Consider the following 12,907-nt stretch of genomic DNA (forward strand, 5'->3'; position numbering starts at 1 on the left):
AGGGAGACGCCCGCGGTGGCCGGGGACACGTACCCTCTTCTGTTGTGCCGAACGCCAACGAAGACAGTGCCCACGCCCTCAGTCAGGTCCAGCGCCGCGCGGTGAGCGAGCTGCTGCGGGTGTCCCCCGTCGCCGACGACCTCGCCCGCCGTTTCCAGGAGGCCGGGTTCTCCCTCGCCCTGGTCGGCGGCTCGGTCCGGGACGCGCTCCTCGGCCGGCTCGGCAATGACCTGGACTTCACCACGGACGCCCGCCCCGAGGACGTCCTGAGGATCGTGCGGCCCTGGGCGGACGCCGTATGGGAGGTCGGCATCGCCTTCGGCACGGTCGGGGCGCAGAAGCAGGGCTACCAGATCGAGATCACGACGTACCGGTCCGAGGCGTACGACCGCACCTCGCGCAAGCCCGAGGTGTCGTACGGGGATGCCATCGAGGACGACCTGGTACGGCGCGACTTCACGGTGAACGCGATGGCGGTGGCACTCCCCGAGAAGGAGTTCATCGACCCGCACGGCGGGCTGGAGGACCTCGCGGCGCGGGTGCTGCGCACGCCGAGCACGCCCGAGGAGTCGTTCTCCGACGATCCCCTGCGGATGATGAGGGCCGCGCGCTTCGCCGCGCAGCTCGACTTCGAGGTGGCGTCGGAGGTCGTCACGGCGATGACGGAGATGGCCGGGCGTATCGGCATCGTCTCGGCGGAGCGCGTACGGGACGAGCTGAACAAGCTGATCCTGTCCGAGCACCCGCGTGAAGGCCTGACGCTCCTGGTCGAGACCGGCCTCGCCGACCACGTACTGCCGGAACTACCCGCGCTGCGCCTGGAGCGTGACGAGCACCATCGGCACAAGGACGTCTACGACCACAGCCTGATCGTGCTGGAGCAGGCGATCGCACTGGAGAAGGACGGCCCCGACCTCACTCTCCGGCTCGCTGCTCTGCTGCACGACATCGGCAAGCCGAGGACGCGCCGCTTCGAGGAGGACGGCCGCGTCTCCTTCCACCACCACGAGGTGGTGGGCGCGAAGATGACCAAGAAGCGGATGACCGCGCTCAAGTACTCCAATGAGCTGATCAAGGACGTCTCACGGCTGGTGGAACTTCACCTGCGCTTCCACGGGTACGGCACCGGGGAGTGGACGGATTCGGCGGTCCGCCGATATGTACGGGACGCGGGGCCGCTGCTGGGCCGGCTGCATGCGCTGACCCGCTCCGACTGCACCACGCGGAACAAGCGCAAGGCGAACGCCCTGTCGCGTGCGTACGACGGTCTGGAGGAACGCATCGCCCAGTTGCAGGAGCAGGAGGAGCTGGATGCCATCCGTCCGGACCTGGACGGCAACCAGATCATGGAGGTTCTCGGCGTGGGCCCGGGGCCGGTCATCGGCCAGGCCTACAAGTTCCTGCTGGAGCTGCGTCTCGAGAACGGCCCGATGGAGCAGGACGCGGCGATGAGCGCCCTGAAGGAATGGTGGGCCGAGCAGAACTGAAGCCCGTGATGCGGTGAACGCCTTGCGGCGGCGGGGGTCACCAATGCTGAGGGGTGGTGTTTTACGTGTTTCACGTGAAACACCACCCCTCAGCATCAGGGCCCAGCTCCCTGTCGACGACGGGCCGAGCGGGCCATGGCCGCAGCGACCACCGCGTAGATCAGCGCGATCATCATCACCAGGGCGTACGAGCGGCCGTCGGGAGGCAGCATGAGGGCGGCCACTGCGGCGGCGCCGACGAAAGCTATGTTGAAGAGAACGTCATAGAGGGAGAAGACGCGGCCACGGAAGGCGTCCTCGACCGACGACTGGACGATCGTGTCCGTGGCGATCTTCGCTCCTTGCGTGACGAAGCCGAGGACGAACGCCGCGATCAGCAGCGGCACCTCGGCGAAGGCAAGGCCCAGCGCGGGCTCCAGCACGGCGGCGATGGCGGCACAGGCGACGATCCACGGGCCGGGCCCCAGCCGTCCGGCCGCCCACGGGGTCACCACGGCCGCCGCGAAGAAACCCGCGCCCGAAATACCCACGGCGAGGCCCAGAAGGGCCAGTCCCTCGTCGGGGCCGGACGCCCAGGCGTAGCGGCAGAGCATCAGTACCATGACCGTCAGGGCGCCGTAACAGAACCTCATCGCGGTCATCGAGGCCAGCGCCCAGGCTGCGTCGCGCCGTGCCGGCTCGGTGAGGTGGCGTATGCCTGCCACTAGGCCACGGGCGATACCGGCGAGCGCCACCCGCAGCCGTGGCTGCACCAGCTGGGGATCGGGGCCGAGCAGTGCCGGTGCCATACGGAGCGAGACGAGGGCCGAGCACAGATAGAGGAGCGCTCCGAGGGTGACGACTGCGGCATCGGAATCCGACACCACCAGCCGTACAGCGACGGCCAGCCCGCCGCCCACGGTCGCGGCGAGTGTTCCGGCGGTCGGGGACAACGAGTTGGCCACCACCAGGCGGTCGGCGTCGACGACGCGGGGCAGGGCCGCCGAGAGCCCTGCCAGCACGAAGCGGTTGACCGCGGTGACGCAGAGCGCGGAGGCGTAGAAGAGCCAGTCCGGCACCCCGCTGAGCATCAGGACGGCCGTCGTCCCCGCCAGCAGTGCGCGCAGCAGGTTGCCGTACAGGAAGACCTGACGCCGGCGCCAGCGGTCCAGCAGGACACCCGCGAAGGGTCCGACGAGTGAGTACGGAAGGAGCAGGACGGCCATCGCCGAGGCGATGGCCCCAGCCGACGTCTGTTTCTCCGGCGAGAAGACGACGTAAGTGGCGAGCGCGATCTGGTACACCCCGTCGGCGCCCTGGGAGAGCAGCCGTACGGCGAGCAGGCGCCGGAAGTTCCGGAAGCGGAGCAGGACACGCAGATCGCGGACGACGGCCATGGGGCACAGCCTCACATACGGAGGAGGGCCCCGGGCGCACGGCCCGGAGCCCTCGGCAGTCCGCGTTGAGCGAGCGGCCGGCCCTACTAGCGCTCGACCTCGCCCTGGATGAACTTCTCCACGTTCTCCCGGGCCTCGTCGTCGAAGTACTGGACCGGCGGGGACTTCATGAAGTAGCTCGACGCGGAGAGGATCGGGCCGCCGATGCCGCGGTCCTTGGCGATCTTCGCGGCGCGCAGGGCGTCGATGATGACGCCGGCCGAGTTCGGGGAGTCCCAGACCTCGAGCTTGTACTCCAGGTTCAGCGGGACGTCACCGAAGGCACGGCCCTCCAGACGGACGTAGGCCCACTTGCGGTCGTCGAGCCAGGCGACATAGTCGGAGGGGCCGATGTGGACGTTGTTCTCACCGAGGTCCCGGTCGGGGATCTGCGAGGTGACGGCCTGCGTCTTGGACACCTTCTTGGACTCCAGGCGCTCGCGCTCGAGCATGTTTTTGAAGTCCATGTTGCCGCCGACGTTCAGCTGCATGGTGCGGTCCAGGACGACACCCCGGTCCTCGAACAGCTTGGCCAGGACGCGGTGCGTGATGGTGGCGCCGACCTGCGACTTGATGTCGTCACCGACGATCGGGACGCCCGCCTCGGTGAACTTGTCCGCCCACTCCTTGGTGCCGGCGATGAAGACCGGGAGGGCGTTGACGAAGGCGACCTTGGCGTCGATGGCGCACTGGGCGTAGAACTTCGCCGCGTCCTCGGAGCCGACCGGGAGGTAGCAGACGAGGACGTCGACCTGCTTGTCCTTGAGGACTCGGACGATGTCGACGGGCTCCTCGGAGGACTCCTCGATGGTGTCCCGGTAGTACTTGCCGAGACCGTCGAGGGTGTGGCCGCGCTGCACGGGCACGCCGGTGCTCGGCACATCGGCGATCTTGATGGTGTTGTTCTCGGAGGCACCGATGGCGTCCGCGAGGTCGAGACCGACCTTCTTCGCGTCGACATCGAAGGCGGCGACGAACTCGACGTCACGGACGTGGTAGTCACCGAACTGCACATGCATGAGGCCGGGCACCTTGGCCGCCGGGTCGGCGTCCTTGTAGTACTCGACTCCCTGCACCAGCGACGCGGCGCAGTTGCCCACGCCGACGATGGCTACGCGAACCGAACCCATTCCGGTTGCTCCCTGTGTGTACGAGTGAGGCCCTGAGTGGACCTCACGTGGCGGTGTCGTCGGGCGTATCCGGCCGGGGTTCGTCCCCCTGCCGGGGCAGGCCGCCCGACGCTCCAGATGTGGTGTCCTGCGAAGCGGTCTCCCCGGTGGCGGGGCCCTTGAGGTCCCGTCCCGCCCGCTCGCTCTCGATGAGCTCGTTCAGCCAGCGCACTTCGCGCTCCACGGACTCCATCCCGTGGCGCTGGAGCTCGAGGGTGTAGTCGTCGAGGCGCTCCCTGGTACGCGCGAACGAAGCGCGCATCTTCTCCAGGCGCTCCTCCAGACGGCTGCGACGACCTTCCAGGACGCGCATGCGCACATCGCGGGAGGTCTGCCCGAAGAAGGCGAAACGAGCGGCGAAGTGCTCGTCCTCGTAGGCGTCGGGCCCCGTCTGCGAGAGGAGCTCCTCGAAGTGCTCCTTACCTTCCGCTGTCAGCCGGTAGACGATCTTGGCGCGGCGTCCCGTCAGTGGCGGGTCCTGCGGGGCGCCCCCCGACTCCTCGATCAACCAGCCGTTCGCGACGAGCGTCTTGAGGCAGGGGTACAGCGTCCCGTAGCTGAAGGCGCGGAACACACCCAGTGACGTATTGAGTCGTTTGCGCAGCTCATAGCCGTGCATCGGGGCCTCACGGAGCAGTCCGAGTACGGCGAACTCAAGGATGCCGGAGCGCCGGCTCATGGTCGCCTCCTCTCTGCCGCGGTCTCACCGAGACGTCTTTATGTCGTGCTGATGTATCGACTCGATACATCAGCACGATAGAACGACACTCCGGTTGCGACAAGGGGGGAACGGTGAACGGGATCACATCACCGGTTCGTGGGATGCAACTTGCCTGTTTTGGGGTGAAGTTCGGTCCTCGGTTGGTTTTGCCGGTGCGTAGTCTGTGCGCCATGCACACCACCGGGAACCGAGTGACACCCGAGGGCGTCGTCGTCCTCGGTGCAGTACGGGTGAATACGGGGATGACCGCATCCGTACTTCGGGGGGACCGGAAAGCAGCTGCCGTTTCCAGGCGCGCACGGGTGCGCCTGCCCGAGGAGTAGTCGTTCGATGAGCGAGCACCGTCGCAAACCGCCGCCGTCGCAGGGCGGCGGACGCGCCGCGGCCCGACGCGGCCAGTCGGCGTCCTCCGGCCGCCGCGCGGCACCGCGAGGCGCCACCGGAACCCCTTCCGAGTCCTACGACCCGGGGGGTGACGAGCGCCCGTACGGCGGTCGTGCCGAGGCCCGCCGGGCAGCGCAGAGAGGCTCGGGCGGAGGTCGCCGCAGAGCCGCCGAGGGCCCGGGCCGCGGCAGGGGGCGTGCCGCCCCACCGGACCGCAAGCGGTTCGTCGACTATCCGCGCGCGGGCAAGTACGGTGCCGCGCGCTGGCTGCCGTCGTGGCGCCTGGTGACCGGTCTGTTCATCGGCTTCTTCGGCAGCCTGGTGGCGGTGGCGGGCATCGGGTACGCCGTCGTGGGAGTACCTGACCCGGCGAAGGCGGCCGAGGCGCAGAACAACGTCTACTACTGGGCCGACGGCAGTCAGATGGTTGCCACCGGTGGCGAGATAAACCGCCAGATCATCCCATACGCGGAGATCCCCGAGGAGATGCGGTACGCGGTCATGTCGGCCGAGAACAAGTCGTTCTTGAACGACAGTGGCATCGATCCCAAGGGCATCGGGCGCGCCCTGGTGAACATGGCCACGGGCGGTCAGACGCAGGGCGGCTCGACGATCACCCAGCAGTACGTGAAGAACGCGATGCTGAACGACCAGTCGCAGACCTTGTCCCGGAAGTTCAAAGAGCTCTTCATCTCCATCAAGGTGGGCCAGGAGGTCTCCAAGGAGAAGGTCATGGCGGGCTACCTGAACACCGCCTACTACGGCCGGGGCGCCTACGGACTTCAGGCGGCCTCCCGTGCGTACTTCGGCAAGAAGGCCAACGACCTCAACGCGAGCGAGTGTGCCTTCCTCGCGTCGGTCCTCAAGGGAGCGACGTACTACGACCCGGCCGGCGCCACGTCGATCGACCCGACAGCCACTCCCCAGGCGAACCGGAAGCGGGCCGAGGAGCGCTGGGCGTGGATCCTCGACGAGATGGTCAAGGACGGGGATCTCCCGCAGGCCGAGCGGGCCACGTTCACGGAGTTCCCCGAGGTGCAGAGCCCGCGGTCGAACACCCAGCTGAGCGGCCAGATCGGTTACCTCGTCGATCTCTCCAAGGCCTACGTCATCAACAACACCGACATCACGGCCGAACAGCTGCAGCAGGGCGGCTACGAGATCCACACCACCTTCGACAAGAAGATGGTCGATGATCTCGAGAACGCTGTCACCAAGGTGCGCGAGGAGAACATCGACCCCGAGAAGCGCCCGGAGACGGACACCCACGTCGAGTTCGGTGGCGCGTCGGTGGATCCGGCGTCGGGCGCGATCAGGGCCATCTACGGCGGTGTGGACGCGACCGAGCACTTCACCAACAACGCGGACCAGACCGGTGCGCAGGTGGGCTCGACGTTCAAGCCGTACGTCCTGGCGGCCGCCATGAAGTGGGGCGTGCGCGACCCCGACGGTGATCCCGTCCAGGCGCAGGACGAGCGCACCATCGCCTCACCGAACAGCCTGTACAGCGGCAAGAACAAGCTGAAGATCAACAACTACGACGGGACGGTCTGGCACAACGAGAAGGGCGAGGAGTGGAATCAGGTCAACGACGGTGACGAGTCGTACGGCGAGGCGCCCAAGTACGACATCACCCTCCGCGAGGCCATGAGGATCTCGGCCAACTCGGCCTTCGTGCAGCTCGGCATGGACGTCGGCCTGGACAAGGTCAAGGAAGCCGCCGTGGATGCCGGCATCCTCGAGAACAGCCTGGCCAGCGCCGACTACCCGTCCTTCTCGATCGGTACCTCCGACCCCAGCGCGATCCGCCTGGCCGGCTCGTACGCCACGTTCGCGGCGAGCGGCACGAGGTATGACCTGCACTCGGTGACGGAGGTGACCGATCAGGACGGTGTCGTGTTCCAGCACGACGCCGTCGCGGAGAAGAAGCAAGTCTTCGAAGCCAAGGTCGCCGACAATGTCACCGACGTCCTGAAGACCGTGGTCGATGAGGGAACCGGTACCAGCGCCGCGCTGGACGGCCGTGAGGTGGCCGGCAAGACCGGCACCACCGACGGCAACAAGTCCGCCTGGTTCGTCGGATACACCCCGCAGTTGTCGACCGCCATCGGCATGCACCGCATGGACGACGACGAGAGCAACAAGAACCGTGAGTTCCTGGAGATGTATGGCACGGGTGGCCAGAAGAACATCCATGGCGCCTCGTTCCCCGCGGAGATCTGGCACGACTACATGGAGCAGGCGCTCAAGGGCGAGAAGGTCATCAACTTCCCGACGCCCGAGCCCATCGGCGAGGTCCTCAACGACGAACCGGACCCGACCCCGACTCCGACGGTGACCGAGACCGAGGAGGAGAGTCCCGAGCCGAGCCCGTCGGTGAGCGAGACGAAGGAGGAGCCCGAGCCCGAGCCGAGCACCTCGTCTTCGAGCGAGGCCTGCACCAACCCGTTCGACCCCAGGTGCGGCGACACGATCGGTAACGACTCGGGCGGCAACGAGTCCGGTGACCCGGAGGACGACGCGTCTCCCTCGACATCGGAGAGTGAGGGCGATCCGAGAGGTAATGAGAACGGTGGCAACATCTTCGCCGGAACCAGCGGAAGAGGCGACGAGTAACGCCACCGTGGCTGTTTCACGTGAAACGTGCCGCATGAGGTGTTTCACGTGAAACGAGGGCCGCCGTACCCGTCCGGGTACGGCGGCCCTCGGTGTATTCCCAGGTGCGTACGGCAGGATGTGCGGCATGCCCAGTGCAGACACGACGCAAGTGAACCTGGACGAGTCGGAGCCCGTGCGGCCCACCAGGGAGGACGAGATCGCGGCCTCCGGCAGTGAGCTGATCGGCGGTCCCGTCGGGCGACGCGCACTGCTCGGGACGTCCTGGTGGAGTCCCGTACGGGTGGTCGCGCTCGTCGCGATCGGCATGTTCGCCCTCGGCATGGTGCAGAAGCTGCCCTGCTACGACGGGGCCTGGTTCTTCGGAGCCAGTTCCCAGTACACGCACGCCTGCTACTCGGACATTCCGCACCTTTACCAGGGACGTGGCTTCGCCGACGGTCTGGTGCCGTACTTCGACCAGCTCCCCGGTGACATGGAATACCTGGAGTACCCGGTGCTGACCGGCGTCTTCATGGAGGTCGCCTCCTGGCTCACGCCGGGCAGCGGGAGCATCCAGGACCAGGAGCAGTGGTACTGGATGGTCAACGCCGGGATGCTGATGGCGTGCGCGGCGATCATCGCCGTCTGCACCGTGCGCACCCAGCGGCGGCGCCCCTGGGACGGTCTTCTGGTCGCTCTCGCACCCGCCTTCGCGCTGACGGCCACCATCAACTGGGACCTGCTCGCCGTGGCGCTGCTGGCCGCGGCGATGCTGATGTGGTCACGGAAGCGCCCCCTCGCCTTCGGTGTGCTGGTCGGGCTCGCCACCGCGGCCAAGTTCTACCCGTTCCTGGTGCTCGGCCCGCTGCTGGTGCTGTGCTGGCGAGCGAGCAAATGGCGGGAGTTCGGCACCGCGCTCCTGGGCGCTGTCGGGGCCTGGCTGATCGTGAACCTTCCGGTGATGCTCCTCGCGCCGGAGGGATGGGCGAAGTTCTACGGCTTCAGCCGTGAGCGCGGCGTCGACTTCGGTTCCGTCTACCTGGTGATCTCGCAGCGGATGGACATCCAAATCACCCCGGACGCGGCCAACACCTACGCGATGCTCCTGATGCTGCTGGCCTGCGCGGGCATCGCCGCCATGACCTTCACCGCTCCGCGCCGGCCGCGCTTCGCCCAGATGGCCTTCCTCATCGTCGCGGTCTTCATCCTCACCAACAAGGTCTACTCGCCGCAGTACGTGCTGTGGCTGGTCCCGCTCGCCGTCCTGGCCCGGCCGCGCTGGCGGGACTTCCTGATCTGGCAGGCGTGCGAGGTCATGTACTTCCTCGGCATCTGGATGTACCTCGCCTACACGACCAGTGGGGACGCTCACAAGGGCCTGCCCGCCGAGGGTTACCACCTCGCGATCGTGCTCCACCTCCTGGGAACGCTCTACCTGTGCGCGGTCGTCGTGCGGGACATCTACCTGCCGGAGCGGGACGTGGTGCGCAGGGCCGGGGACGACGATCCGGCGGGCGGGGTGCTGGACGGGGCGGAGGACGTCTTCGTCCTCGGTCCGGCCGCCCGTCCCACGTCCCGGGAGGGGCACCCCGCAGGGGCGCCCGTCGAGTGGGGAAGCCGCGACCCGGTGGACCGTTCGCTCTGAGCGAACACGGTGCCGGGAGGGGGGAACGCGAGCCGGTACACGGAGTCACACAGAAGGCCGTACACGGAAACCCGTGTACGGCCTTCTGCGGAGTCAGCGCGGGCGGCGGGCGTTCGGGTACCGATGAACGCCTCCTGAGGGCTTCAGTGGGCCTGTACGGCCCGCTGAAGGATCATCGGTCGACGATCCGGTCGAACTGCGTCGTGGTGTGGCGCAGATGGGCGACCAGCTCCTCACCGACCTTGGGTTCCGGGGCGTCGGCCGGTACGAAAAGGATCGAGACCTGCATGTGCGGCGGCTCGGCGAACCAGCGCTGCTTGCCGCCCCAGACGAACGGTGCGAGGTTCCGGTTCACCGTGGCCAGGCCCGCGCGGGCGACACCCTTGGCGCGCGGCATCACGCCGTGCAACGCCTTGGGTGCCTCCAGGCCCACCCCGTGCGACGTACCGCCCGCCACGACCACCAGGAACCCGTCCGAGGCAGCCTTCTGCTGGCGGTAGCCGAAGCGGTCGCCCTTGGCGACGCGGGTGACGTCCAGGACGGCCCCGCGGTACTCGGTCGCGTCGTGGTCCCCGAGCCACAGCCGGGTGCCGATACGGGCGCGGAAGCGGGTCTGCGGGAACTGCTGCTGCAGCCGGGCGAGGTCCTCGGCCTTGAGGTGGCTCACGAACATGGTGTGCAGCGGCAGCCGGGCCGCGCGGAGCCGGTCCATCCAGCCGATGACCTCCTCGACGGCGTCCGAGCCGTCGGTGCGGTCCAGCGGCAGGTGGATGGCGAAGCCCTCCAGCCGGATGTTCTCTATGGCGCTGTGGAGCTGGGGCAGGTCCTGCTCGCTCACGCCGTGCCGCTTCATCGAGGACATGACCTCGATGACCACACGGGCGCCCACGAGGCCGTACACGCCGTCGATGGACGACACGGAGCGGATCACGCGGTCGGGCAGCGGGACGGGCTCCTCGCCCCTCCTGAACGGTGTCAGCACCAGCAGGTCACCGCCGAACCAGTCCTTGATCCGGGCGGCTTCGTACGTGGTGCCGACGGCGAGGACATCCGTACCGAGGCGTGTGGCCTCCTCCGCCAGCCGTTCGTGGCCGAAGCCGTAGCCGTTGCCCTTGCAGACGGGGACGAGCCCCGGGAACTGCTCCTGCACGTGCTTGTGGTGTGCCCGCCAGCGCGCGGTGTCGACGTAGAGCGTGAGCGCCATGGCCGGTCCCGGAACCTTTCTTGTGGCTGCGGTGAATCAGTGGTGTGAAACGGAATTGTGGTGCATCCGCCGCGTCGGCGGAGTCGGGCCCGCGGAATCAGCGGCGCGACATGTAGATGTCCAGCGCCTTGTGGAGCAGCTTGTTGAGCGGGAAGTCCCACTCGCCGAGGTACTCGGCCGCCTGCCCGCCCGTGCCCACCTTGAACTGGATCAGGCCGAAGAGGTGATCGGTCTCGTCCAGCGAGTCGGAGATGCCGCGCAGGTCGTAGACGGTCGCGCCGAGGGCGTAGGCGTCGCGCAGCATCCGCCACTGCATCGCGTTGGAGGGCCGCACCTCCCGCCCGATGTTGTCCGAGGCGCCGTACGAGTACCAGACGTGTCCGCCCACCACCAGCATGGTCGCCGCCGAAAGGTTCACGCCGTTGTGGCGCGCGAAGTACAGCCGCATGCGGTTGGGGTCCTCGGTGTTGAGGGCCGTCCACATGCGCTGGAAGTACGACAGCGGGCGGGGCCGGAAACGGTCCCGCACCGCGGTGATCTCGTACAGCCGCTGCCACTCCTCCAGGTCGTGGTAACCGCCCTGAACCACCTCGACGCCCGCCTTCTCGGCCTTCTTGATGTTGCGGCGCCAGAGCTGGTTGAAGTTCTTGTGGACCTCTTCCAGGGACCGGTTGGCCAGCGGTACCTGGTAGACGTAACGGGGCTGCACGTCACCGAAGCCGGCGCCGCCGTCCTCGCCCTGCTGCCAGCCCATGCGGCGCAGCTTGTCGGCCACCTCGAAGGCGCGCGGCTCGATGAAATCGGCCTCGATGTCCCGCAGACGCTTCACGTCCGGGTCCTGGATGCCCTTCTTGATGGACGTGGCCTCCCAGCGCCGGATGATCACCGGCGGGCCCATCTTCACGGAGAAGGCGCCCTGCTGCTTGAGGTGGGCGAGCATCGGTTCGAGCCACTCGACGAGGTTCGGGGCGTACCAGTTGATGACCGGCCCCTCGGGGAGGTACGCGAGATAACGCTTGATCTTGGGCAGCTGGCGGTAGAGGACGAGGCCCGCGCCGACCAGTTCACCGGTCTTGCCGTCGAACCACCCGAGGCTCTCCGAGCGCCACTCCGCCTTGACGTCTGCCCAGGCCGGAACCTGCATGTGGCTCGCCGAAGACAGGCTCTGGATGTACGCCAGATGCTGCTCTCGGCTGATCGTCCTCAGGGTCAGGCTCATTCGGGGCGCTCCTCGGGCTGGTGTGTCCCCATGGGTTCAGGGGCTCCGGCTCTCGCGGCGAAGCCTACTGCGCCCTGCGCGCCCCCCGTTTGGGCATGGGCACCCTGTGCCCCGGTCAGCACGCGACCGGGACACAGGAGGAGCCCTGCGAACGTGTGTCCGGACCGACGGCCGGCGATCCGTCGTCGGGACGCTACGGGTCAGCCGATGATGCCTCCGAAGAGACCTCCGTGCGCCATGCCGAGGAAGAATCCGATGCCCGAGGCACCGAGTCCGAGGATCAGCCCGAAGCGTTCGCGGGTCGTCTCCGAGACGTACTGCCCGTAGGCGCCGGTGAAGATTCCCACCAGCCCGGCCCAGGAACTGACCAGATGCAGGTGGTGGAAGCCCGCCGTGACGAGGGCGAGCACACCGAGCACGAGCGTCACGGCCATCAAGGTGTTCTGCAGTGGGTGGGGCCTGTGATCGGTGGCGAACAGGGATCCGGCCATCTGGGGTCGCACTGTCTGTGCCATAGGGCACCTCCTGCGTGAGGCGGAGCATCGTAGCGCCGTGCACACCCGATGTGTACCGATTGTCGGTCACTGCCGCCGGATTTCAACCGGAAGCGGGTGTGCGGGTAGGCTGTACCGTCTGCACCGGTGTCTGCCCAGGCCACGGCCGGGGTCTCCCAGCGGGAACCCCGATTGTCAGTGGCGGCCGATACCGTTGCGTACGCATCACAACCCTCCTGCCACGGAACGACCGTGGCCGCTGAGTCCGAAGGAGGTGGGTTCCACATGCGTCACTACGAGGTGATGGTCATCCTCGACCCCGATCTGGAGGAGCGCGCCGTCGCCCCCCTGATCGAGAACTTCCTCTCCGTCGTCCGTGAGGGCAACGGCAAGGTGGAGAAGGTCGACACCTGGGGCCGTCGTCGTCTCTCGTACGAGATCAAGAAGAAGCCCGAGGGCATCTACTCGGTCATCGACCTGCAGGCCGAGCCTGCGGTCGTCAAGGAGCTCGACCGCCAGATGAACCTGAACGAGTCGGTCCTCCGGACCAAGGTCCTCCGTCCCGAGACCC

10 protein-coding genes are annotated in these 12,907 nt (G+C 67.6%); 4 read left to right on the forward strand and 6 right to left on the reverse strand.

What is annotated here, in order from left to right; all coding sequences use genetic code 11:
• Positions 1-44 precede the first annotated feature (44 nt).
• Entirely contained in the window at positions 45-1,487 is a 1,443-nt protein-coding gene (locus UW392_RS46830; protein ID WP_320781460.1) for a CCA tRNA nucleotidyltransferase, read from the forward strand.
• 95 nt (positions 1,488-1,582) lie between these two features.
• Here UW392_RS46830 and UW392_RS46835 read toward each other — a convergent pair whose 3' ends face one another.
• From UW392_RS46835 to UW392_RS46845, 3 genes are all read right to left on the reverse strand, one after another.
• On the reverse strand, positions 1,583-2,863 hold the full coding sequence (locus UW392_RS46835) for an MFS transporter (protein WP_320781461.1): 1,281 nt from the start codon (positions 2,861-2,863) through the stop codon (positions 1,583-1,585).
• 86 nt (positions 2,864-2,949) lie between these two features.
• Positions 2,950-4,032, reverse strand: a complete 1,083-nt coding sequence (locus UW392_RS46840) for an inositol-3-phosphate synthase (protein ID WP_320781462.1) — start codon at positions 4,030-4,032, stop codon at positions 2,950-2,952.
• A 43-nt stretch (positions 4,033-4,075) separates the two neighbouring features.
• Complete coding sequence (locus UW392_RS46845; RefSeq protein WP_320781463.1) at positions 4,076-4,750, reverse strand: PadR family transcriptional regulator; 675 nt, start codon at positions 4,748-4,750, stop codon at positions 4,076-4,078.
• Positions 4,751-5,122: 372 nt separating this feature from the next.
• Here UW392_RS46845 and UW392_RS46850 point away from each other — a divergent pair, with 372 nt between their 5' ends.
• Entirely contained in the window at positions 5,123-7,792 is a 2,670-nt protein-coding gene (locus UW392_RS46850; RefSeq protein WP_320781464.1) for a transglycosylase domain-containing protein, read from the forward strand.
• A gap of 118 nt (positions 7,793-7,910) precedes the next feature.
• Positions 7,911-9,419, forward strand: a complete 1,509-nt coding sequence (locus tag UW392_RS46855; protein WP_320781465.1) for a glycosyltransferase family 87 protein — start codon at positions 7,911-7,913, stop codon at positions 9,417-9,419.
• Between the two features lie 172 nt (positions 9,420-9,591).
• On the opposite strand, the gene UW392_RS46860 is transcribed toward UW392_RS46855, so the two are convergent.
• The 3 genes from UW392_RS46860 to UW392_RS46870 all read right to left on the reverse strand — a co-directional run bounded on the left by UW392_RS46860 (position 9,592) and on the right by UW392_RS46870 (position 12,357).
• Complete coding sequence (locus UW392_RS46860; RefSeq protein ID WP_320781466.1) at positions 9,592-10,623, reverse strand: alanine racemase; 1,032 nt, start codon at positions 10,621-10,623, stop codon at positions 9,592-9,594.
• Positions 10,624-10,720: 97 nt separating this feature from the next.
• Positions 10,721-11,842 (reverse strand): peptidoglycan bridge formation glycyltransferase FemX, encoded by a 1,122-nt coding sequence (femX, locus tag UW392_RS46865; protein WP_320781467.1) that lies wholly within the window; start codon positions 11,840-11,842, stop codon positions 10,721-10,723.
• A gap of 200 nt (positions 11,843-12,042) precedes the next feature.
• Positions 12,043-12,357, reverse strand: coding sequence for a hypothetical protein (locus tag UW392_RS46870; protein WP_320781468.1), 315 nt, complete (start codon positions 12,355-12,357; stop codon positions 12,043-12,045).
• A 264-nt stretch (positions 12,358-12,621) separates the two neighbouring features.
• Here UW392_RS46870 and rpsF point away from each other — a divergent pair.
• On the forward strand, positions 12,622-12,907 hold a 286-nt coding region (gene rpsF, locus UW392_RS46875; RefSeq protein ID WP_320781469.1), incomplete at its 3' end, for a 30S ribosomal protein S6.

Source organism: Streptomyces sp. CRN 30 (assembly GCF_034105845.1).